The sequence below is a fragment of the Dasania marina DSM 21967 genome (genome assembly GCF_000373485.1).
GTDB lineage: Bacteria > Pseudomonadota > Gammaproteobacteria > Pseudomonadales > Dasaniaceae > Dasania > Dasania marina.
Window position 1 is genome coordinate 39,479 of the sequence record NZ_KB891585.1, and the last position, 23,331, is coordinate 62,809.

At 46.6% G+C, this 23,331-nt stretch carries 19 protein-coding genes and 1 pseudogene; 12 read left to right on the plus strand and 8 right to left on the minus strand.

All coding sequences use genetic code 11. From position 1 onward, the window contains the following. Positions 1-13: 13 nt before the first annotated feature. The 4 genes and pseudogenes from B067_RS0109710 to B067_RS22130 all read left to right on the plus strand — a co-directional run bounded on the left by B067_RS0109710 (position 14) and on the right by B067_RS22130 (position 3,926). Positions 14-1,009, plus strand: coding sequence for a DUF58 domain-containing protein (locus B067_RS0109710; RefSeq protein ID WP_019529886.1), 996 nt, complete (start codon positions 14-16; stop codon positions 1,007-1,009). Further along, on the plus strand, positions 1,009-3,039 hold the full coding sequence (locus B067_RS20085) for a transglutaminase TgpA family protein (RefSeq protein WP_019529887.1): 2,031 nt from the start codon (positions 1,009-1,011) through the stop codon (positions 3,037-3,039). Before B067_RS0109710 ends, B067_RS20085 begins: the two co-directional genes overlap by 1 nt. Positions 3,040-3,215: 176 nt before the next feature. Then, a pseudogene (locus tag B067_RS22125) lies at positions 3,216-3,629 on the plus strand (NYN domain-containing protein); the annotation flags it as partial. Then, positions 3,630-3,926 carry an OST-HTH/LOTUS domain-containing protein gene (locus tag B067_RS22130; RefSeq protein WP_338031274.1) on the plus strand — a complete coding sequence of 99 codons (297 nt, stop codon included), beginning with the start codon at positions 3,630-3,632 and terminating at the stop codon, positions 3,924-3,926. A 432-nt stretch (positions 3,927-4,358) separates the two neighbouring features. Here B067_RS22130 and B067_RS0109725 read toward each other — a convergent pair whose 3' ends face one another. Next, a complete protein-coding gene (locus B067_RS0109725; RefSeq protein ID WP_026244559.1) occupies positions 4,359-5,333 on the minus strand; it encodes a hypothetical protein in 975 nt (324 codons plus the stop codon). A 666-nt stretch (positions 5,334-5,999) separates the two neighbouring features. Here B067_RS0109725 and B067_RS20095 point away from each other — a divergent pair. Beyond that, entirely contained in the window at positions 6,000-6,791 is a 792-nt protein-coding gene (locus B067_RS20095; RefSeq protein ID WP_019529891.1) for a hypothetical protein, read from the plus strand. Positions 6,792-6,840: 49 nt separating this feature from the next. Here the strand turns inward: B067_RS20095 and B067_RS0109735 are convergent, their stop codons facing one another. Beyond that, entirely contained in the window at positions 6,841-7,329 is a 489-nt protein-coding gene (locus B067_RS0109735; RefSeq protein WP_019529892.1) for a hypothetical protein, read from the minus strand. Positions 7,330-8,294: 965 nt separating this feature from the next. Between B067_RS0109735 and B067_RS0109745 the strand changes: the two genes are divergently transcribed. Both B067_RS0109745 and B067_RS20100 read left to right on the plus strand, forming a co-directional pair. Continuing rightward, positions 8,295-9,638 carry an aldehyde dehydrogenase family protein gene (locus tag B067_RS0109745; RefSeq protein ID WP_019529894.1) on the plus strand — a complete coding sequence of 448 codons (1,344 nt, stop codon included), beginning with the start codon at positions 8,295-8,297 and terminating at the stop codon, positions 9,636-9,638. Positions 9,639-9,715: 77 nt separating this feature from the next. Further along, positions 9,716-9,973, plus strand: a complete 258-nt coding sequence (locus B067_RS20100) for a YfgJ family double zinc ribbon protein (protein ID WP_019529895.1) — start codon at positions 9,716-9,718, stop codon at positions 9,971-9,973. A gap of 398 nt (positions 9,974-10,371) precedes the next feature. On the opposite strand, the gene B067_RS0109760 is transcribed toward B067_RS20100, so the two are convergent. From B067_RS0109760 to B067_RS20110, 3 genes are all read right to left on the minus strand, one after another. After that, positions 10,372-10,578 (minus strand): hypothetical protein, encoded by a 207-nt coding sequence (locus B067_RS0109760; RefSeq protein ID WP_019529897.1) that lies wholly within the window; start codon positions 10,576-10,578, stop codon positions 10,372-10,374. Continuing rightward, complete coding sequence (locus B067_RS20105) at positions 10,571-11,140, minus strand: RNA polymerase sigma factor (protein ID WP_019529898.1); 570 nt, start codon at positions 11,138-11,140, stop codon at positions 10,571-10,573. The genes B067_RS0109760 and B067_RS20105 overlap by 8 nt, the downstream gene beginning before the upstream one ends. Positions 11,141-11,212: 72 nt before the next feature. After that, the gene (locus tag B067_RS20110) at positions 11,213-11,803 is read right to left on the minus strand and encodes a spondin domain-containing protein (RefSeq protein ID WP_019529899.1); all 591 of its coding nucleotides are present in this window, start codon (positions 11,801-11,803) and stop codon (positions 11,213-11,215) included. A gap of 240 nt (positions 11,804-12,043) precedes the next feature. Here B067_RS20110 and B067_RS0109775 point away from each other — a divergent pair, with 240 nt between their 5' ends. Continuing rightward, on the plus strand, positions 12,044-12,565 hold the full coding sequence (locus B067_RS0109775; protein ID WP_026244560.1) for a phosphatase PAP2 family protein: 522 nt from the start codon (positions 12,044-12,046) through the stop codon (positions 12,563-12,565). Between the two features lie 26 nt (positions 12,566-12,591). After that, on the plus strand, positions 12,592-13,677 hold the full coding sequence (locus B067_RS20115; protein WP_051083842.1) for an MJ1255/VC2487 family glycosyltransferase: 1,086 nt from the start codon (positions 12,592-12,594) through the stop codon (positions 13,675-13,677). A 9-nt stretch (positions 13,678-13,686) separates the two neighbouring features. On the opposite strand, the gene B067_RS0109785 is transcribed toward B067_RS20115, so the two are convergent. Together B067_RS0109785 and B067_RS0109790 are read right to left on the minus strand one after the other, a co-directional pair. After that, the gene (locus B067_RS0109785; RefSeq protein WP_019529902.1) at positions 13,687-14,706 is read right to left on the minus strand and encodes an AraC family transcriptional regulator; all 1,020 of its coding nucleotides are present in this window, start codon (positions 14,704-14,706) and stop codon (positions 13,687-13,689) included. Between the two features lie 108 nt (positions 14,707-14,814). Continuing rightward, on the minus strand, positions 14,815-16,551 hold the full coding sequence (locus tag B067_RS0109790; RefSeq protein WP_019529903.1) for an acyl-CoA dehydrogenase C-terminal domain-containing protein: 1,737 nt from the start codon (positions 16,549-16,551) through the stop codon (positions 14,815-14,817). A 215-nt stretch (positions 16,552-16,766) separates the two neighbouring features. On the opposite strand from B067_RS0109790, the gene B067_RS0109795 reads away from it, so the two are divergent. Next, a complete protein-coding gene (locus B067_RS0109795) occupies positions 16,767-18,293 on the plus strand; it encodes a DUF7133 domain-containing protein (protein WP_019529904.1) in 1,527 nt (508 codons plus the stop codon). Here B067_RS0109795 and B067_RS0109800 read toward each other — a convergent pair. Next, positions 18,290-18,883, minus strand: a complete 594-nt coding sequence (locus B067_RS0109800; protein WP_019529905.1) for a DNA-3-methyladenine glycosylase I — start codon at positions 18,881-18,883, stop codon at positions 18,290-18,292. The genes B067_RS0109795 and B067_RS0109800 overlap by 4 nt on opposite strands. 102 nt (positions 18,884-18,985) lie before the next feature. Here B067_RS0109800 and B067_RS0109805 point away from each other — a divergent pair, with 102 nt between their 5' ends. Continuing rightward, positions 18,986-20,137, plus strand: a complete 1,152-nt coding sequence (locus B067_RS0109805; protein WP_019529906.1) for an efflux RND transporter periplasmic adaptor subunit — start codon at positions 18,986-18,988, stop codon at positions 20,135-20,137. Beyond that, positions 20,137-23,295, plus strand: a complete 3,159-nt coding sequence (locus B067_RS0109810) for an efflux RND transporter permease subunit (RefSeq protein WP_019529907.1) — start codon at positions 20,137-20,139, stop codon at positions 23,293-23,295. The genes B067_RS0109805 and B067_RS0109810 overlap by 1 nt, the downstream gene beginning before the upstream one ends. Positions 23,296-23,331 lie beyond the last annotated feature (36 nt).

Consider the following 23,331-nt stretch of genomic DNA (forward strand, 5'->3'; position numbering starts at 1 on the left):
ATAGAGTTATCATATGTTGCAAGCGCCACTGCAATCACTACAGCAATCATTGCGGCAACGTTTTCAGCGCTGGCTAGATAAACGGCTCCCCCCTAGCCGAGAGCATATGTTAAATCGGCGCACTATTTTTATTTTTCTTTCCCCTGCCGGTTATGGTTTTTGTGCGCTGTTATTACTGCTGTTTGTGGTGGCGGTTAACTATCAAAACAACATGGTGTTTGCGTTGTTGTTTATGTTATTTGGCCTGTTAATCGTAAGCTTATTTCATTGCTATATGAATTTGTCGGGGCTGCGCGTTAGCTACCAGCAGGCGGCCAATACGTTTGTCGGTGATAGCGTTCCCATACAGCTACTGTTTAGCAGCGATGCAAGTAGCTGCTTTGCAGTGCGTTGCCAGTGGCAACAAAGCGTGGCTGTAGTGAGTGTGGAACCCGGAGAAGGGGATTCCCTAGCAAAGGGTGCAGAGCAAAATATCACACTACACGTAACGGCGGATAAACGTGGTTGGTTAAAACCACCACGCTTATTAATAGAGAGTTATTATCCCTTAGGATTATTTCGCAGCTGGTCATGGCTGGCGGTAGAGGTACAGGCCTTAATCTATCCTGCGCCGCTAGCTAGCCCTCTAGGCGCTACCCTCAGCGACAATGATGGCGAAGGTGAAGCCATTAACGTACCCGGCAGTGATGATTTTTATGGTTTTCAAAGTTACCAACCCGGCCATTCGCTAAAGCATGTGCACTGGCAAAGTTTTGCCAAAGGCCAGCCGCTGCAAACCAAGGAATTCGCCGCGCAGAGCAGTCAAGCTTATGTTATCGACTGGGCTACTTTTAGTGGCACTAGCGAGCAGCGGCTAAGTGCCATGTGCTACTGGGTGCTGCAGTTTAGCCAGCAAGCCTGCGTGTATAGTTTGCTGTTGCCTAATACCCAATATGGGCCGGGCTCAGGCGAGGCTTTTAAGCAGCAGTTGTTGCGCGCCTTAGCCTTGTATCCGGCGAGTGGGGGCTGATGAAGAATACCGATTGGCAGTTACCCCGCAATGCCATGCTGTGGATGCTGGTGGCACAATTACTCGTGTTGCTGCCCCATCTTAGCCGTATACCGCTGTGGCTATTGTGCGCCTACGGCCTGTGTGTGTTGTGGCGTTATAAAGTGTATAGCGGCGCTTGGTCGGCACCGAAAATGTTTGTAAAAGCCTTTTTTCTTCTCGCGGTGTTTGCGGGTATTTATAGTAGCTATGGCCGTTTTTTAGGCTTAGAGCCTATGGTGTCGCTATTGCTGGCGGGCTTTGCGTTTAAATTGTTAGAAAGTTATAGCTTACGCGACTGCGTGCGTTTTATTTTTATCGGCTACTTTACTTTGGCAACCGTATTTTTATTCGACCAAGGGTTGTGGGTTTCGCTATATGTATTGGCGAGTTTACTATTACTAAGTACCGCCTTACTCAGCTTGCAGTTGGTTGATTTACCTAGTCGGGGCTTTATGCCTTTGAAAAAAACGGCCGTTATTTTTGCTCAAGCTTTACCGTTAACGCTGTTGTTTTTTTTATTATTCCCACGCTTAGATCCTTTTTGGCAGATTAAATTACCCAGCCATCATGCCAAAACTGGGGTAGGGGATGTGTTATCCCCCGGCTATATTAGTCAGCTCAGCAAAGATAGCTCACTGGCTTTTCGCGCCAATTTTACCGGCGAGTTACCGCCACGCTCGGCCCTGTATTGGCGTGGGGTAGTATTGTCTTATTTTGATGGTCGCGCTTGGCATTTAGGCACGTTTAACAAAAAAGCTAATGGTCACAATACACTAGAGTTTCCCGCTTCTACTTCCGAAGCCAGTGACACTAATAACTATCGCTATACGATTATACAAGAGCCCAGTTACCGGCCTTGGCTATACGCCATCGCGGTGGCCTCTAGTGATACCCCCAAAATATTGGCCACCAGCGATTACCGCTTGCAAGCGCAAGACGATATTTATGAGCGCATGGCCTACCAAGTGCAAAGCCATAGCCATGCCGTTATGGGTAGCCACTTAAGCGCTGCGCAATACCGCAAAGAAACCCTACTCAATGGCAATAACAACGTAAGGGCGCGTCAGTTTGCTCAGAAATTGTATGCCGCTAGCGAGAATGACGCGGCTTATATACAGGCTGTTCTCAATTATTATGCAGAACAAAACTTTATCTATTCTTTAAAATCGCCGCTGTTAGGGGCCAATAATATCGATGAGTTTTTATTTGATAGCCGTATCGGTTTTTGCGGCCACTATGCCAGCAGCTTTGCTTTTTTAATGCGCGCCGCGGGTATTCCGGCAAGAGTTATAGGCGGTTACCAAGGCGGCGAACTTAATCCCTTAACCGGTAGTGTGTTGGTGCATCAATTTGATGCTCACGCCTGGGCAGAAGTATGGCTGCCGCAAAAAGGTTGGCAGCGCTACGATCCCACTCTGCAAGTAGCCCCCGATAGAATAGCAAGCAGCGTACAAGATTTACCTGCTACCCAAAGCGATTTTTTTGACCAAGCAAAACTATCGGCACTTAAATTTAAGCACATAGCGCTGCTAAACAAACTGCGCTTGCGTTTAGATGCCTTAGATTACCATTGGGCCAATTGGGTGCTGCAATACAAAGGCGAAAAACAATGGTCGTTTATCAATCGTTGGTTGGGAGCTATTAGCTTTACTCGCATTATCAGCTTGCTGGCCATCGTTATCTCTCCCGTACTATTGTGGATGTTATGGCAACTGTATACACATCGTCGCCAACAACAAATAAAGCCGCATGATAGGGAGTACCAAAAACTTTGCGCTTTAATGGCTAAGTACTATTTACAGCGGGCGGATAACGAAGGGCCTATAGACTTTGCTAGGCGGGTGGAGTCAGGTGAAAATATAGAAAATGCAAAAGTTAAACAGCACTTTTTATCGGCAACCCGGTTGTATGTGGCCTTGGCTTATGAGCCTCAAGGTAGTGATAATACGGTTTTATTACAGCGGCAATTGCAGGTTGAGGTTAGGGTGTTGAGGAAGTTGTTTGGGTAGGCTGGCGTTGTTTGGGTGTTATTGCTTCAATAGGTATGACTTTAATATAACGTATAAGTGGTTATAAACGGGGTTTTACATAGAAAATATTGAGCGGTAATAGGGTTGTGGCTGCGTTTGAGTGTGACCTAATTGGGTGTATGGAATACTAACTATTATGAGATTATGGATTTAAGATGAGTGAGATAAAGCAAAAGATAGCCTTGTTTATAGATGCGGATAACGCACCAGCCAGCAAATTCGAAGTTGTTTTAAGCGAGGTTGCAAAATATGGGGTAGTGACTATCAGAAAAGCTTATGGCAACTGGAAGTCACCAACACTTAAAGCCTAGGAAGACCTGTTGCATGAGCATGCTATCCAGCCTGTACAGCAGTACGATTTGATTAAGGGGAAAAATGCCTCGGATATAGCTCTAGTTATAGATGCTATGGATGTTATGTATACGAAAGATATCGATGTTATGTGCTTTATTACATCCGATTGTGATTTTACGCCGATGGTGACTAGAGCCTTAGCTGAAGGCAAGGTCGTACTTGGATTTGGTGAGCGTAAAACACCGGCGCCTTTTGTCAATGCATGCTCAAAGTTTTTGTTTTTAGATCAGCCTGAAACTGCAGCAACAGAAGATATCTCTAAACCTAAAAATATAAAGTCCGATACTAAGTTGATTGGCTTATTACGTCAGACAATTGAAGCAACTGAAGATGATGACGGTTGGGCAGCTCTTGGCCCCGTTGGTGCAAACATATCCAATAGAACCTCCTTTGATTGTAGGAATTATGGTTTTAAAAATCTTAGCAGCTTGTTTAAGGCCATTGATTTATTTGAAATAAAGCGCAACCAAGATAAATCTTATGTGGTTAGGGACGCTAGAAAATACAAATAACGCTGATAATCGCTAATAAACCGCAAGCCCTAAGAAGATATCCACTTTAGCCTTAGCCCTAACCGCTAATAAGAACGCTAAAGAACGCTAATAAGAAGAACGCTAATAAGACAAAGCCCTAATAAGACATCCACTTTAAAAAGTTAAAGTAATACGTATTTTTGGTCAATAAAGGCCAAAGATACCTAAAGTTGTTTTATTAGATTCTTGAAATTCACGAGATTTAAGTTTTCTACGATTGTTCAGGGGGTCCCTAATAAGACATCCACTTTAAAAAGTTAAAGTAATACGTATTTTTGGTCAATAAAGGCCAAAGATGCCTAAAGTTGTTTTATTAGATTCTTGAAATTCACGAGATTTAAGTTTTCTACGATTGTTCAGGCAAAACTAAACCTACCGCTCCGGCATATATCATTTGAGATTAGGTTTTAGTTAAAACAAGACAGCACAGTTAGCCAGGCCAGGCGTACGTTGATAGCCCAGCACTTTCGCCATTTCTTTCAGTTTTTGTTTCGCCCCCACCAAACTTTTAAACCGGCTTTCAAATTGGGTGCTTAGCGTTAGCCATTGTTGTGGTTCTATCGCGAAACGCTCAAGTATAGGTGGTAACTGTTGGTTGATAGCCCCGCGTTTGTCGTTACGTATATCACGACCGGTCCAGTCGACCAGCTCTATATAGTCCTTTAGGTGAAAAGGAATGCCTTGTGGCATAGGTTCTCTGGGGTTGCCTATAAATCTAGCCAAGGCTTTGGGTTGGCACTGTTGTTGTTTTATTGCGTTTATGCGCTTTTTAATTGAGGTGTGCGGCGAATACTCAGGTGTTTTAGCCAGCTTGGCTCTAATGGGGTTGAGGTCTACATAGGCCATGCAGGAGAGCAGGGCTTTATCGTCCAATAAAGCCTGTGATTTAAAACGTGATTCCCAAAATCTGCCAGTGCATTTATCTTCCGTATTAGCTTGCCTAGCAATAGGTTCGTTTAATGCCCGCATAAACCAGCTGATATCGCAGAGCTGCTCGCGCCATAGCTGTAACTTGGTGTTAACGGCGGCCAGCTCAGCATTATTCAGCCTATCGCCTTTAGCATAACGCTGGGTGAGCAGGGTGCCTTGGTATAATTGATGCCAGCGTTGGCATATAGCTTCGTCGCTAAGCTGTTGAGACTGTTGTTTATTGATATGTAGCACCACATGATGGTGGTTACTCATAACAGTATAGGCACAGACATCAATAGTAAAGACGGAGGCTAACAATAAGATGCGATCTTCCACCCATTGGCGGCGGTGTTCGTAGCATTTGCCGGTAAAAGTATCGATGCCGCACAAAAATGCGCGCCGCACACAGCGCGAGGTACAGTGGTAATAGGGGGTAACGTCTAGTGAGACTAATTCCTTTCTAGGTTTGGGCATGATAACCGCTCCTTGGTTAACTATTAGTGTACTGTTTAAATATACAGCTAGTTGGCTTTGTGTCAACCCTTGTTATGGCTGTCTTGATAAGAAAGTTATAGAAGGGCGTCAATCCTTGTTATGGGTGTCTTGATAAGAAGATAATTATGGGTGTCTTGATAGGAAGGAAGGCGCCTTATCTAAAAACTGGTTAAATCAACAAAATTATATAAATTTTGATTGGGATGTCGTGTGGAAGATGTTCTTATGTTAAGCGTTATTATGCTTCTGGAATTGTGTTTTAAGCGTCGTGATTCTGGTAATTGATAGCTGTAATAATTGTTATGGTAATATTTGAGATCGTTTTTATTGCAAAATAGTTGCCTATAAGTTGGTTTTTTGTGAATTATTTACGTGTTTCTAGTAGTTTTCTTGGTTAGGCTAATTTCCGTCAAGTTTAATGGATTAACTTGAATGGGTGGCACTGTAAAAAATGTTGTGAAATATTTAGCCGCCTGATGTATTAGTGTTCTAAACAGGCATAAGGATGTGCTCTTATCGTTTTTATTTTTTCTCCTGTTTAATTTTTATAGTTGCTAGCGTAGCTGGCGATTAACTGTTTTTTATATGGAATGTATTACACAAGGATGTTTTTTTTACTACCTAGGATGACGTAGGAGATTAAGAATGGAATCGTTATATAAAATTGTTTTTCTATTAATATATTTATTGGGTTTTAATGCTGCGCAGGGCTCCTTGCTAGGGCCTGGAGATATTGCTTTTACCGGCTGGAATGCCGATAGCCGTGATGCTTTTTCTTTTGTGGCGTTAACAGATATTAACGCTGGTGAGAGCATAGTATTTACCGATAATGAGTGGAGTGGTACGGCTTTTACTAGTGGCGAAAGCGAATTGAGCTGGACTACCAGTAGCGGTTTGGCGGCGGGTACTATAGTGGCGATTACCGACAGCCACTCAGCCACTGATGTGGCAGCAAGCAGCGGTAGTGTTAGTGGCCGTGTTGCGCTTAATGCTTCCAATGAAGGGCTCTTTGCATTACTGGGCACTTTGGCTGCCCCTAGCCATTTTTTGACAGCTTTTTCTAGTGATGGTGCTGCAGGTTTTGGCTCTTTGTCGGGTACGGGTTTAACGGTGGGGCTAAACGCTATCGATTTCCATGGCACAGCGAGTCAAGATGATGATGTTTTTGCCTATGCCGGTATTAGGGCAGGTGAGTCGAGTTTTAGCGATTACCTAGGTTTGATTAATGATACCAATCATTGGTTGTCGCAGGGCGGCAGTGGTTCGCAACATAATGACGGTATAGTCCCAGATACCCCCTTTTCGACTATCCCTTTTGTTGTGCAGCCTGCTGCGGTTGTAGCGGAGCCTAGTAGCTTGTCGCTCTTGTTGTTAGCAATGATTGCCCTAGTTGGGCTGCGATGCCGATCAAGCGCAAATCATTTATCTATAGACTAGGCATATTTAGTGGCGGCAGCCTGGCCACTGCCGTTATGCTTGCGATGAATTAGTTTCTTTTGTCTAATAAGCTTTCACACTGTAATTGAATTTTCTGTGCAGTTTTTAGCGCTTGCTCTGCAGCTTTTTCTCTTGAGTGTTGATATTGCTCAATAATTTTCTGGCTAGCCTTCGCCATGAAATCCCTAGCTTCCATTTTTGCTAAATGAGTCTGTAAGGCTGAGCGATCAAGTACTGGCTGTGATTTATGTTTTACCGATTCGGTAAAACCAGAGAGGTGCTGCTGTAGATCATGCCAGTGATCACCGGCATCCATAGCCGCTAGGTGAGCTTGTAGCTGGGCTTCATCACTGTTGCTTTCTAAGTGTTGGTTAGCTTCAGCTAAACGTGCTTTTAGTTGTTTTAATTGTTTTTTAGAGCGCTGCCATAAATGCTGGCTTTGTTCGCTAAAGTGTTCTGCACCATCTTCTATATTGTCTGTGAGTTTTTCTAGCGCTTCTGCTGCATCTTTTATGGCGTGGTCTAGTTGTTTAAGCACGATTGTTTCCTTAAATAAAAGAATATGACGTATAGATAACAGCCTTAGTATAGTGTCTCTGAGGGAAATTTTTATTGATTAATATCATTAAAACTAAGAATTATTGCTCGCTTTTATAACAGATCAAGGTATCTCGGTTGATCAGAAAAGTCTGCTCGGAGTCATAAACAGCGCCAGATAGCGTTTTGCTGTTACAAATCGACAACATATCAGAAGTGAAGCTCACAAAAGCATCTATGTGTTTGGCCATAAGTTTTTTGTAGCTAGAATCCATATGTAGTAGTCACTTACGTTTGACGTTGAATTGCGCAATGTCTGTGCCAAACCAGCATGTTGGCTGTTAATCCTATAGTTTTGCCTCCTAGTTGGCGGAGGCTTTGCCTGCGAAGGTTCACCTGCACGCCAAAATACATAAACTTTGACGAGGGGTGGTTTGGGTCATGGGGAAGAGCAAAGGAGGCAGTTGGGGGGCAGAGGGCGATAAGCAATCTAGCTGGCGGGCTAAAAATAAATGAAAGGTTCTGCCTGTAGGCAAGTGCTATCTCTTAAGCTCTAGGCCTAATTGCTGGGCTTGCTGCATATTTAGTTATATCTCCCCTGTTTTGAGGGTGTATACAAGCCGTCTATGATAGCTGTCTGTCTGTACTGATCTGTAGTCACGATAATTTGGGGCATGCTAATCACTAATGGGCCAATAAAGCCCAGAACTAGTTCTTTTAGCGCCTTATCGGCATCTATCTTCCCCGCGGAGTTTTAGTTTTGCTGGGAGAGTTACAGTAGCTTTGCGGCCTCCATTATAAAAACATCGATATTAGCCCCCCTAGGGTGTTAGCGCATTTGTCATCCGTATGTTAAAAAGGGGATAATAATGAGCCTATGCCTGTCCATAGGTAAGCCATATTAATAAGTGGTTGTTTTTATTGGGGTTTTTATTGCCCTTTTGTGTAATAGATGAGGAATGAGAGATGATCGACGAGATGATCGCCAAGGCGAGAATAGCCCAAGCTGAGTATGCAACGTTCTCGCAAGAGCAGGTAGATGAAATAGTACGCGCTATCGGCAAGGTTATTTACGACAATGCCGAAGAGCTGGCCCGCAATGCCGTAGCAGAAACGCGCATGGGTAACGTTGAAGATAAGTTGGTCAAAAAATTAGGTAAGTCACGCGCTATTTGGAACAGCCTTAAAGGCAAGCGTTCTATAGGTGTGATAGAAGAACGTGATGAAGATGGTCTGGTTAAAATTGCCAAGCCAGTAGGTGTTGTTGGTGCGGTAACCCCCACCACTAACCCGGTAGTGACCCCTATGTGTAATGCTATGTTCGCCCTAAAAGGCGGCAATGCCATTATCATAGCGCCACACCCGCGTGCTAAAAAATGTAGCGCACAAGCGGTAGACCTAATGAATGGCGAAATTAAACGCCTAGGTGGCCCCGATAATTTAATTCAATGTATTACTGAGCCCAGCATTGCTGCTACCAATGAGTTAATGCAAAAAGTAGACGTACTTGTTGCCACCGGTGGCCCCGCTATGGTTACCGCAGCCTATAGCAGTGGCAAGCCCTCATTTGGTGTAGGGCCGGGTAACGTGCAGGTGATAATTGATACCGATGTCGATTACAACGATGCCGCTGCCAAGGTGGTTGCTGGCCGTAAATTTGACTACGGTATTATCTGCTCGGGTGAGCAATCAGTGATTGCCCAAAAAGATGATTACAACAAAGTGATAGAAGCTTTTAAAGCCAATGGCGCTCACTATGTAGAAGATCAAGAGACTGCGGATAAGCTGCGAGCTGCCATTTTTGAAGATGGTCATATAGCTGCTGATGCGGTAGGCCAAAGCCCACAGCGCATTGCTGAAATGGCGGGTATAAGCATTGCTGACGACGCTAAAGTTATTTTGATTAAATCAAATGGCCGCGACGACGATATACTACGCAAAGAAAAAATGTGTCCTGTGTTGGTTGCCCATGAATATAGTGACTTTGATAACGCTATCGCTATTGCGCAACAAAATTTGGGAGTAGAGGGTAAGGGTCACACCTGCGCGATACACTCAAACAACGACGAGCATATACGCCAAGCCGGTCTTGCCTTGCCTGTTAGCCGTTTAGTGGTTAACGAAGCTAGCTCACTTACCGCTGGTGGCAGTTTGAAAAATGGTTTTGCGCCTACCACTACATTAGGTTGTGGTTCTTGGGGTAATAACTCTATTTCTGAAAACTTAAACTATCACCACCTAATCAATGTGCATCGCACGGGTTATGCGCATGATAAGCCAGCACCTACTGACGAAGAAATTTGGTCCTAAGTTGTAGCAGCAAAAAAGGCCAACATAATGTTGGCCTTTTTTATGCGCGTTAATTGTATAAGTGAAGGGGATAAATAATGACAGACCATGTGCAAAAAGGCATGTTGCCCAGCGAATTACTATGCCCTAACTGCCAGCAAAAAGGTGTAATAAGTGGAAATAGTTGGCACTGTAAACGCTGCGATCAGCAGTATGGTTTTGCTATTTACTGCGATACCTGTAACGAGCCGGTGCAACGGTTAACCGGCTGCGGTAGTTCTGAACATTTTTATTGCCGTAGCTGTAAAACCCCTAAATCTCGCAAAGCGGTTTTATATACCATGACAGAAACATAGGCCTACAACTAAGCCTGTTATTAGACTTGGAACAACATGCAGCTTGATTATGTGCTGTGGTTCGTACATACAAGCAATTTGCATATACAGGGTGGGTAACATGGCCGCAGCTAGGATTAATGCAAAGCTGCATTGTAAAGGTTTGAGTGGGCAGAGTTTTTTCGTCAAGATAAAAGCGGCCATTATAGGTAATAGGGTATAGGAAAAACTTTCGTAAACACAGTGCTCGCGCTTACCCAGCATAGATGGCACTAGCGCCGGGCTGTATAAACCCCACACATGAAATCCCAACCATAGTGCAAGCAGTGTATAAGCACTTATTAATTGCATTTGGCTTAAATTACCTGGTATAGCGCTGTTAAACGCAGCCAAGCTTAAGGCGGTTATAGCCAGTAACCCTATAGCTGTTTCCAAAAAAATTGTGGTTGAGTGATAAGTTGTTGTAATGCGTTGCCGCGTATAGGGCCAAAACTATAGGTGAGGGCAATAACGACTAGTGTGCTGGCAGCTAGCCATAGCAAAGCTGTATATTTGACGCTGGGTGCAGCTGTCACCGGGGCTAAGTTATGGCTGAGCCTGTCGATTAATTGCAATCGTTTATTCATATGTGTCTTTCTCTAATGATTTTCTAAGTTGGCCTATGGCTCTGTGCACGCGCACTTTCAAAGCGCCTTCACTAATGCATAGCTCGCTGGCGGCTTCGGCGCTGCTTAGGTCAACAATCTTAGTGAGGGTAATGGCTTCTCGGTAGGCTGGTGCTAGGGCGGCAACTAGCTGCCCCTGTGCCATGTGCTCATCTTGGCTAGGCGCATGTTCTTGCTCGCTAAGTTGTTGCTGATTAAATGTTTGTTCTAGGTTATGGTAATAGCGTTTTTGTTTGCGCAGCGCATCAATTGCTTTATGCCTGACTATGGCAAATAACCAAGACCGAAATAAACGTTTACTGTCATAGCTGTGCCTAGCTTGATGTATGGCAATAAACGCGTCCTGCACACAGTCTTCTATAAAGTGTTGCGGCCCTAAGCGCTTAATTAAATAGTGATTAATGGCCTCGGCCAGTTCTGTTAGCAGCTCGCGATACTCTGCTTCATTGCCTTGCTGGGACTGGGCCATAAGCCCAGACCAGCGTTGCTCATCATATTGATGCTGTGCTGGCGTCGCTGTCATAAAAGTTTGGCCGCTGGTTTACAGCGGCAGCTAGTAATCACTGCATTACTTAGCCCTGTGTGGGTATTGTTGCTAATGAACGCGTTCGACTGTAACGATAGCCACCGAGTTCCGCCAGTCATAATGTTGCGGTTTTAGTATTTCATTACCCGCTTCATCATAATCCCCTAGGTCGTGAAAACCGTTGCTTATATGCACATAGCCTTCATCGGTTTCTGGGTTGGGATCGGATAAGGCTATACCGCCGCAGCGTGGGCCGGGTATGTTGGCGCAGTTTTGGTCGTTGTATTCCGTGCCGGCATCATAGAAACTGGCCATAATGGTTTTGCTGCCGCGTTTAGGTAGGCGTAATTTATTCACTGCGACAAAATTATCGTTAGTGGGGATCATCATCGCGGCGACACTTAAAAAACCTAAGTTGGGATGGCCCTTAACGGTCACTGTGGCGCTTTGGCCGGGGGATAATAAGGCAGGGATAACTTGGGCGTCATTAGCGCTGGTGCCTAATTGCTCGATCAAGGGGGCAGGGTTGCCGCTTTCTGCCAATATGGACAAGGCTGGGCTGGCGGGTTGGCCTAAGGTAAATAAGTGTACGGTTTTAGCATGGGTGACCACTAATTGCGGGGTAAAGCTTTGCCCTAGGGTGATATTCGTAATGGTCACTTCATAGCTGGCTGCTAACCAGCAGTAATAGACATATCAGGCTGTGTTTATACATGAGTATTCCTTCATGGTGGGGTAGTTGTGTTACTAGTACGTCATCTACTGCTAAAAGGTTACAGGGTAATAGTAAAAATTTAACAGTGGTTACTTTGGCTACTGTTAGTTTTTAAGTATGGCTATGTCATAAATACTTCATAAATCTGTCATCCGTCATTAACACGCTTCTTTTACGTTAAAGTCATGACAGTATTTGAAGGTATTACAAATTACGATAGGCGCATGTTGCTGTGGTGTAGCAAGTCGCGCTATTACCCCAGTGTCATTATGGGATTTAGGCTGTTGTCGCGCAGTGGTGATGGCTATATACAGATCTTATTGCCTTTGCTGTTACTGGCGTTTAATAACCCACAATACAATGTCTTTGTTAAAACCCTACTGCTGGCTTTTGCCATAGAGCGTGGCTTATATCTGCTGTTAAAAAATACTTTAAAGCGTCCGCGTCCTCCCGAGGCTATTGCTAGTTTTTATAGCTTAGTTAGAGCATCCGATCAGTTTAGTTTTCCCTCTGGCCATACCATGGCGGCTTTTTTATTAGCGGGGCTATGCTTTTTTCAGTTTTCATATATGGCAGCCCCTTTGTATCTATGGGCTTTGTTGGTGGGTGCGTCACGGGTGGTGATGGGTGTGCATTTTCCCAGCGATATTGTGGCGGGAGCATTTTTGGGGTCAGCCATTGCCTATGCAGTGACGGCGGCTGTTTAAATATAAAAACTATTTGAGAATAGACTATGAAAATATTATACGGCATACAGGGGACCGGTAATGGCCATATTTCTAGGGCTAGGATGATGGCCCATTGCTTTGCCGCTACAGGTGTAGAGGTAGACTATTTATTTTCTGGCCGCGCTAAAAAAGACTTTTTTGCTATGGAGGTTTTTGGTGATTACCAGTTGCGCAAAGGTTTGAGTTTTAATGTGTCAGAAGGGCAGGTGAATTATCTTAAAACCGCTAGAGATAATAAGCTGCTGCGCTTCTGCTATGACGTGCTGCGTTTAGATGTGTCGACCTATGATGTTATTATCAGTGACTTTGAGCCGGTCAGCGCCTGGGCGGGTAAATTAAAAAATAAGCCGGTGTTAGGTATAGGCCACCAATATGCCTTTGGTGATAAAACGCCTATGGCTGGCGACAATATTTTTACCCGCAATATTATGCATTACTTTGCGCCAGCAGATTTTCCGGTGGGTTTACACTGGGCCGCTTATAATGATTACACCTTGCCACCTATTATTAATACCGATTTATGCCGCGAAGCCAGCAATGGCAAAGTGGTGGTGTATCTCCCCTTTGAAAACCAACAACGGGTGACGCGGTTACTAAATCAGTTTCCACACACTCAGTTTATTCAATACTCCCCCCATGTAATTGAAGGAGAGGATTATAATGTTAGCCTTAAAAAAACTAGTTACGAAGGCTTTCAATATGATTTAAGCCGGGCCGCTGCGGTGATATGTAATGCCGGTTTTGAATTGGTTAGTGAATGTTTATATTTGGGATTACCTATATTGGTGAAGCCGGTTAATGGCCAAATGGAGCAGGCATCTAATGCCCGCGCCTTGCAGTCGCTGGGTTATGCCGATGTTATGGACGTGGTGAGCTTTACCGCTATAGCGACGTGGTTAAAGGCGATAAAAAGAGAGGGGGCGCTTAAACCCTTGCCCATACCTAATGTGGCAAAGGCTTTGGTGGGTTGGGTAGTGCAAGGGAGCTGGCATGATAAGCAGCGTTTAGTGCAGCAGCTGTGGCAGCCTTTGCAACAGGCACAGCGGCAAACGCCGCGCTATAGTTTTAGTCAACCACTGCATAATTATTGATAGCGCTGTTTACTTGCTATTGTGGTTGTTTTTTTTGCCGCGAAATTGTTGTGGCGTTAAGCCTGTCCAGTTTTTAAAGGCGCGGTTTAATGAGGCCGATTCAGAAAATCCCACTAGCTGTGCAATATCGGCAATGTTCATATTACTGCGGCTGAGTTTATCCATGGTGAGGTCACGGCGTATCAATTCTTTGAGGTGGCGATAGCTGGTGTTTTCGGCGGCCAGTTTTCGGCCTAATGAGGTGCGGCTCATATGTAATGAGTCGGCTAATTGCTCTAGGGTAGGGAATTTTAGCTGCTCTCTGGATTGCTTCAAAATTAAAATTTTGATACGCGTTTCTAAGCTTGAATCTTTGCCGGGTATGGATAAAAAATCATCAGGCAGGCGATTTAAAAAATCATACAGTTCGCTGCGTGAGCGCATAGGTTGCAAATCTTTAAAATCATCATTAAAAATTAGCGCGTTTCTTTCGCCATTAAAGTGTATGGGGCATTGAAACAATTCTTTATACACCGCTGAGTGGGCGGGCTCTGGGTAGGCAAATTCGGCATACAGCGGTTTTATTTTTTGATTACTAAACCAGCAGGCCAACCTATGCCAGTAGAATAAAATATATTCTATGCTGAAATGTTGCATATCGTGGTCGGGGGCGTGGTTGACTATGGTTAGCGCTTGCTTGTCTGCTACCGGCTCTAAGGACATGACTATGTCGCTGTCTACCAAGGTGTAAAAGCGTGTCATCTCCTTGAAAAAATGGGTGAAGTTGGCGCTGCGACGGGATAGCTTACAGGCGGTGGCAAAAGTACCGCGTTTACAGGGTCTTTGTGTGAAGCCTAAAAACTCATCATCTAGGGCGTCCCATAAGTAGCGCCACAGGGCGGAAAACTGCTGGTTGCTTACCGTGCTGTTGGGGTCGGCCAGTTTGGCATTATCAATATGGAGTGCCTCGCATATGGCTAGCGGCTGCAAACCTTGGCGCTGGGCGCTGGCGAGGGTGATATGAAAATAGTGAGCTGGGATATCAGACATTAACCTTTACGGCCCTGTGGTTGGATTAGCGCTAGGGATTATAAAGGGGTTTTAGCCAATATAAAAAGGGCAGCGTCGCTACCCTTAACATTGCAAGCAGTAGCTTACTTAAAAAGCCGCGCTATCCATGCTCATGATAGCGCTGTGATCGGCCATAATTTGCTGCTGCAAGCTCGCTATGCGCGGCAGCAAATTGCTGTAGTAAAACTCTGCCACTATCCGCTTGTTGCGGTGCAGTTCACTATCACTGCTAGCGGCAGCCGACATTTTTGCCCATAGATAGGCAAAGATCACATAGCCGATTAAATCCTGATAATAAACCGCAACGGCACCGATAAGCTCGGGCTGGCCTTGCGCTACGATATACTGGGTGCATTGCTGTAGGCTGTTGCAGGCATTTACTAGATCGGTTTTCATACTGGCGCTTAGCTCGGCGCTGTTGGCAAATTGCTGCGCTTCCTCTAACAGCGTCGTTACGCTGGCGCCTTGATTGGGCACTACTTTACGGCCTAATAAGTCCATGGCCTGTATGCCGTTAGTACCTTCATAAATTTGGGTGATGCGTACATCACGCACCAGTTGCTCTTGCCCCCACTCTCGTACGTAGCCGTGGCCGCCCAGCACTTGCTGCCCTAGCAGGCAGGCTTCTAAGCCGCGGTCGGTGCAGAAACTTTTTACGATAGGGGTCAGCAGAGCGACTTGTTCGGCAGCTTGCTGCTTGGCTTGCTCATCATCAGAGAACTTAGTGATATCTAGCAGGTTGGCGGCATAGGTGGTAAAGCAGCGGCTGGCCTCGGTAAAGGCGCGCATGGTTAGCAGCATACGGCGCACATCGGGGTGTACCAAAATACTCTCGGCCTGTTCGGGGCTTACCCCTTTGCGGCGGCCTTGCAGACGCTCGCGGGCATACTGGGAAGCACATTGATAGGAACGTTCAGCTGGGCCTATACCCTGTATGCCCACACCCACACGCTCGTAGTTCATCATGGTAAACATGGCCATGAGGCCGCGATTTTTCTCGCCGACTAAATAGCCGGTAGCGCCATCAAAGTTCATTACGCAGGTGGGGGAGGCTTTAATGCCCATTTTGTGTTCTATAGAGCCACAGCTAAGGCTATTGGCTGTGCCATCATCTAAAATTTTAGGGACTAAAAACAGCGAGATGCCCTTGGGACCAGCGGGGGCGTCAGGTAGCTTGGCCAGTACTAAATGAATGATATTGCCGCTGAGGTCATGCTCGCCGCAAGTAATAAAAATCTTGGTGCCGCTAATGGCGTAGCTGTCATCACCAAGTGGTTCTGCTTTGCTGCGAATTATACCTAAGTCTGAGCCGGCGTGCGGTTCGGTTAAGCACATGGAGCCGGACCATTCACCGCTATACATTTTAGCGAGGTATTTTTGTTTCAGTTCATCGCTGCCGTGTTCGTCTAAAGCGAAGCAGGCACCGGCGGTGAGCATGGGTAATAGCGAAAAGGCTAAGTCGGCGGAGGCAAACATTTCTTCGCAGTGTACGGTTAGTGCTTTGGGCATGCCCATAGCGCCAAATTCTGGGTTGCCGGTTAGGCCGCCCCAGCCACCTTCACTCACCGCTTGGTAAGCTGCTTTGTGGCTCTCGGTGGTGATGACTTTTCCCTCGGAGTATGTGCAGCCCTGTTCGTCGGATTCGCGGCTACCGGGCGCTATCATTTCACGGCTGAGCTTGGCGCATTCGGCTAGCATGGCGGCGGCGGTGTCAGCATCGACGCGCTCGGCTAGTATAGGATTGTCGGCCCATTGTTGAGGTAAGTTGAAAACCTCGTTAAGCAAAAAGGCAATATCGTCGATAGGAGGATTAAATTCTGACATGATGCTCACTTCCAATAGTAGTGTGGTTAGCTAAGTATTGTGTATTAGAGCTGGGCTTACTTGGCGGCTTTTCCCAGTTTTCATGGCTTTTCGGCTCTATATTGCCTTTAACGCAGTCTAAAGTCGCCGAATATGCTGTATTGACTATAGTGTAGGATGACGAAAACGTGCTTCATCGTGAATAACAATAAACAAAGTATTAAGGTGTAAGCCGTATGCGTAAAACCCTAAAACACGTGCTGTTAAGCGTGCTCGCCGTGCTGTTGCTGTTATTGTTGGCAATAAAGCTGTGGCTGGGGGCGGAATTTACCACCACCGCCAAAATCTTACTCAACACTATTAGCGGTTACAGCATAGCCAGCCCCAGCCAGCAGCAAATAGATCAGCGCTTTAAGGTGCCGCCCGGATTTAGGGCGACGGTTTATGCTAGTGACTTAGGCAAGGCGCGGATGCTGGCCATGAGTACGGCAGGTGACTTGCTGGTTAGCCAACCGCGCTTGGGTAGCGTGACCTTATTGCGGCGCGATAGTAACCATGATGGTCTACCCGATGGCCGCAGTGTGCTATTACAAGGTTTAACTCGCCCTCACGGCTTACAGTTACTGAACGGCTGGCTGTATGTGGCGGAGTCACAGCAAATAGGCCGCATAGCGTTTGATGAACGCTTGGGCGAGGTGCAGGGTCAATATCAAGTGCTGATTACTGGCCTCAGTGACAGCGGTAATCACTGGACCAAATCCCTGCGCGCCGGTGCCGATGGCTGGATATATGTGAGCTCCGGTTCCAGTTGTAATGTGTGTGTAGAAGACGATAAGCAGCGCGCCGCGATTAGTCGCTTCAACAGTAATGATGACCATCCTAAGTTAGCGTTATTTGCCAGCGGCCTGCGCAATAGCGTGGGCATGGATTGGTCACCTTGGCAGCAGGCCTTATACGCCACCGACAATGGCCGTGATTTGTTGGGTGATGATTATCCACCCTGTGAGCTAAACCGGATAGAGCAGGGCGGTTTTTACGGCTGGCCCTATATTAATGGTTTTGCCGATTTAGACCCAGATTTTGGCGCGGGCCAGCAGCATTTGTTAGCTACGGCTATATCACCGGTACACGGTTTTCGCGCCCATAACGCGCCTTTGGGGATGCGCTTTATTGATGGCCGCGACTGGCCAGCGCAGTATCACAAAACTGCTTTGGTGGCTTTACATGGATCTTGGAATCGCTCCACCCGCGATGGCTATAAGGTGGTGTCGTTACACTGGCAGCCCAATGGTAAGTTGTTAGAGCGGGATTTCATGACGGGTTTTCTAGCCTCGGATAGCGCACAACCACAGGGTGAATCGGTCATAGGGCGGCCAGTGGATATAGCTCAGGGCAGCGATGGCGCGGTGTATATTTCGGATGATTACTCAGGCACGATTTTTAAAGTGACCTATAGCGAAGAGGATGCAGTGGCCAGCAGCAATAGAGTTGCAGCTAAGCCCGTAGCCAGCAGCAACCCCGTCACTGTGGAATTGCAGCAGCAGGGTGCTACGGTATTTAAGCATTACGATTGCGGCAGTTGTCACGACCCGCGCCATGCCCGAGCCAATCGCCCAGTCAGGCCGCTAAAGGATTTGGCTAGCCGCTATAACAGTGCAAGCTTACAGGAGTTCTTTCTCAGCCCGACACCGCCTATGCCTCTCTACCCGCTAAGCGAACAGCAGCGGCAGGCCTTGGCGGCTTATCTGCTGAATAATCCTTAGGCGCTAGTTGCGAGCTGTGCGCATATAGGCTGGCGGTAACAGCTAGTTAAATGGTCATTAACCATGCCGGTGGCCTGCATAAAGGCATACATAATGGTGGGGCCTACAAAGTTAAAGCCGCGCTTTTTTAAGTCTTTACTCAGTTGCTCAGATACAGTGGTTGCCGCAGGCAAGTCTGTTACGCTGGTATAGCTGTTTTGTAAGGGTTGATGATTAACATAGCTCCATAAGAAATGATTCAAGGAACCAAATTCATTTTGTATGGCCATAACAGCCTTAGCATTATTGCGCACAGAATAAACTTTTAAGCGGTTGCGTATAATAGCGGGGTTGGTTAACAGCTTATCGAGTTTTTTATCGCTGTAGCCGGCGACTTTTTTGATATTGAAATCATCAAACAGTTGCTTATAGGCATCGCGTTTACGCAGTACGGTAATCCAGGCTAAACCTGCTTGGGCACCTTCCAGCGATAAAAACTCAAACAGGCTTTGATCATCGTGCAGGGGTACACCCCACTCATGATCATGATAATGTTGATACAATTCATCGCCGTGACACCAGTCGCAGCGAGATAAACTTTTATTTGTCATAACGAGTATCTTATAGTGGCTACACTGTAAGCACTTTAACGGAAAGCATAGGCTAAGAAAATATAAGACTAAGCAAATATAAGGCTAAGCAAACAAAACACTATGATCACCAGTAACAGCAAAGCAATAAAATGGGCACTGCCTGTCATCATTATCATCAGTGCCTATGTGTTGGTACAAGTCATGATAGCGGCAAAAGCTACGCCGGCTAAAAAACCAGCAAAAGCCAGTGCCGCCTTGGTGGAAGTAGCTACGGTTAATTTACAAGCGCTAAGCTTGGTTGTTAACTCTCAGGGCACGGTTAAACCCCAGCAACAAATCAATGTGCTCAGTGAAGTGGCCGGCACAGTGCTATCGGTGTCGCCACAGCTGGTCAATGGTGGCCGGGTGACTAAGGGCGATGTGTTACTGAAGATAGACCCCCTCAATTATGAAGTGGCTGTTGCTGAGGCGGCAGCCAATTTAGCGCAGACTGAGCTCAACCTCGCCGATGAGCAGGCCGAATATAAACGCGGCGCAGCCTATGGCATACAAAACAAGGTGGCTAGTAGCTCTTTGCGCAGCCGTAAGGTGGCGGTAGTTGAGGCTGAGCACAAAGCCAGCCAAGAGCGCCTGCGCTTAGCCCAGCAACAGTTAAGTAAAACCAATATTACCGCGCCCTTTGATGCCTTGATCAGCAGCAAAGCAGTAGATGTTGGTCAGTATGTAGCGGTGGGAAATAATTTGATGACGCTGTTAGGTACTGCGCTAGCCGAGATTCAATTACCCATTAGTTATAGCGAGCTGGCTTATTTGCCACAGCAGTTACCTGCGCCGGTAACCTTGCAGGCGCATCAGCAGCAATGGCAGGCGCAGTTACTGCGTGTGGATGGGCTAGTGGATGAGCAAACTCGAGTCGTCAATGTAGTCGCGCAAGTGCAGCAGCCTTATGCGTTGCAACCGCAGGCCTTAAGCATGGGCGTGTTTGTGCAGGCGCGTATACAGGGTAGGCAGCTTGAGCAGGCACTGAGGATCCCACTGTCAGCGATACATGGTGATGAAGTTTATGTGGTGGAAGAGGGGCGCTTGCAGCTACGCAAAGTGCATATTTATCGCCGTGAAAAACAACATGCAGTGATAGACAGCGGCTTAAACAACGGTGATCAAGTGGTGATGACCAAGCTCGATTTAATGATTGCGGGTATGGCAGTGAACACTAAGCTTAATCAAGCCTTACTGGCTGCACCGGTCGAGCCTGTAGAGGGCGCTAATTAATGTTGCACGAGCGCGGTGTTATCGCTTGGATGGCGCGCAATTCTGTTGCCGCTAATTTGTTGATGTGGATAGTGATAGCTGCGGGTGTTAATGCATTATTTACTATTACCAAAGAGGTGTTTCCCAGCTTTCCTTCGGAAGTGCTGACCATTACCGTGCCTTATCCGGGGTCCTCACCAGAGGAAGTGGAGCAGGGCATACTGATAAAAATCGAAGAACAAATTCAAGATTTAGTCGGTATAGACGAAATTATTTCTCGCGCTAGCGAAGGCAGCGGCGTGGTAACGGTGACGGTAGAGCCGGGTACCGATATCGCCACCTTTATGAACAAGGTGAAGCTGCGCATAGACGGTATTTCCTCCTTCCCTATAGATGCCGAGCCGGCAATTATAGAGGAGCGCCTACAGCGCACCCGCGCGATCAACCTCACCTTATACGGTGAGTTAAGTGAACATGAATTAAAAAAACTGGCCGATAAAATACGTGATGATTTATTAGCGGTAGAGGGTATTACCCAAATTGATATGGTGGGCAGCCGCGATTACGAGATCAGCATAGAAATATCTGATGCGGCCTTGCAACAATATGGCTTGAGTTTTGATCAAGTCGTCACCGCTATACGTAATCAATCGAAAGATTTACCCGGCGGTAAATTGCGCACCGATAATGCTGCGATTACCTTGCGCTCTATAGGCCAGGCCTATACTGCCGATGAGTTTTCGGTGCTTACGCTCATTAATCGCCCCGATGGCACGCGTATTACGCTAGGGGATGTGGCGCAGGTTAGAGACGGTTTTGAAGACCAGCCAGTACTCAGCGAATTAAACCAAGTGCATGGTATTAGCTTGCAAATAGACCGGGTAGGCGAGCAGGATGTGCTGGCCATTAGTGAGCAGGTTAAACGCTATGTGGCTGAACAGTCGCAATTACTACCTGCGGGGGTAGGCATTAGCTATTGGCAAGACCGCACCGAAATACTCAAAAGCCGTATTAATTTAATGTTGAGTTCAGCCTTTCAGGGCATGGTGTTGGTGTTGATCTCACTGGCCTTGTTGTTAGAACTGTCTTTAGCTATTTGGGTGGTGGTGGGCTTGCCCTTTTGCGTGCTGGGCACCATTTTTGTAATGGACTTAGCCTACGTTAATTTATCTATTAATATTGTTTCGTTGTTTGGCTTTATCTTGGTGCTGGGGATTTTGGTGGACGATGCCATTGTCACCGCTGAAAGTGCCTATACCCAGTTAGAGGAGGAAAACGAGGGGGTGGATAGCATTATCCGCGGCGTGAAGCGGGTGGCGGTGCCGACTACTTTTGGGGTGTTAACCACTATTTTTGCCTTTATGCCGTTGGTATTGGCCACCGAAGGCATCGCCCGTTTTTTTAGTGTGATGGCGCCGGTTATTATTGTTGCGCTGCTATTTTCTTTGTTAGAAACAAAATTAATTTTGCCTGCGCATTTACGTCATATCAAAATTCGTCGCAGCCATAAAGAGGGTGCAGATAAGGAGGCAGCTAAAGGCGCGATGGCGGTTTTTCGGCGGGCCCAGCATTATTGCAGCGGCAAGATGCAATCGTTTGCTGAGCAGCGCTATCAGCCGGCTTTAGAGTGGGCCTTGCGCTATCGCTATATAACCTTGGCTTTTTTTGTCGCGATATTAATACTGGCTTTGGGTTTGGTGCAATCGGGCATAGTACGGCAGGTTTTTTTCCCCTCGGTACCTTCCGACAGCATGTCAGTGACGATGACCCTGCCGCAGGGCAGCTCTTATAAATTAACCCACGACTACGCGTACCGTATAGAAAAGGCCGCCATGGCTTTGAATCAACATTACCACCAGATTAGTGGTAGTGATGTGGATGTGGTGAGGCAAATTTATACCTTGTCTGAGAGTGATACCCAAGCGGAGATTAGAGTAGAGCTGATTAATAGTACCGAGCGCAGTATTACCTCGGTGGAGATAGCCCGCTGGTGGCGCGAGAAAATTGGCGAGTTGCCGGGCATTAAATCTTTTACCATTGATGCCAATGCTGGCCATGCCGGCATTCCTATTGATATAGAGCTACAAAGTGCCGACTTAGAGCAACTGCGCCTAGCGTCGGAAGATATACGCAAGCAGTTGCTATTGTTTGATGGTGTGTTTGATGTGCGCGACACCTTTGATGCCGGCGGCCCAGAGATAGATGTGCAAGTCACCCCTGAAGGTGAGGCACTGGGCTTAGGCCAAGCTGAGTTGGCCAGACAAGTGCGGCAGGCTTTTTTTGGGGCTGAGGTGCAAAGAATACAGCGCGGCCGCCACGAGGTTAGAGTGTATGTGCGTTTTCCCGAGGACGAGCGCAATAGCTTAGAGACCCTGAGGCAGATGTGGGTGCAGTTGCCCGATGGTCGCAAAGTCCCCTTCGAGGTCGTGGGGCGTGCAATAGAGCGCAGCGGTGTTAGTGCCATCAATCGTATAGACCGACGCCGGGTGGTAAATGTACAAGCCGACGTCGACAAACTGAAAGTGTCGCCCGGTGATGTTATCGCTACCATTAACAGCGATATACTGCCCGAGGTGTTGCAGCGTTTCCCGGCGGTAAAATACCGTTTTACCGGTGAGGAAGAAGCCCGGGCTGAAAATATCGCCAGCTTAAGTACTGGTGTCTTGGTGATGCTAATGATTATTTATGCGGCGTTGGCTATACCGTTGCGTTCCTATGGCCTACCGCTCATTATTATGTCGGTAATCCCTTTTGGTGTAGTGGGGGCGATACTAGGGCACTTGCTGCTGGGGCAGGATGTCAGCATTATCTCTATAGTCGGTATTATCGCGCTTAGCGGCATAGTGGTGAACGATAGCCTAGTGCTGGTAGATTATATTAACCACCGCTATCGTAGTGGCAGTAGCTGGCATGAGGCGATAAAAGAGGCCGGCAAGCGCCGTTTTAGGGCGGTGATATTAACCTCGGTAACGACTTTTGCGGGCTTACTGCCGATACAATTGGAGCGTTCGATACAGGCACAGTTTTTAAAACCTATGGCGGTATCGGTAGCCTTTGGTGTGTTATTTGCTACCGTGGTTACTTTGATTTTAGTGCCCGTACTTTGCTATATCGCAGAGGATGTAAAGTTGTGGTTTAGGCGCTGCACGGGTAAATATAGCAAGCCGCTCAGTGAGTAGCAGGCTTAAATTTTTTGATTAATCGGTAATAAAACT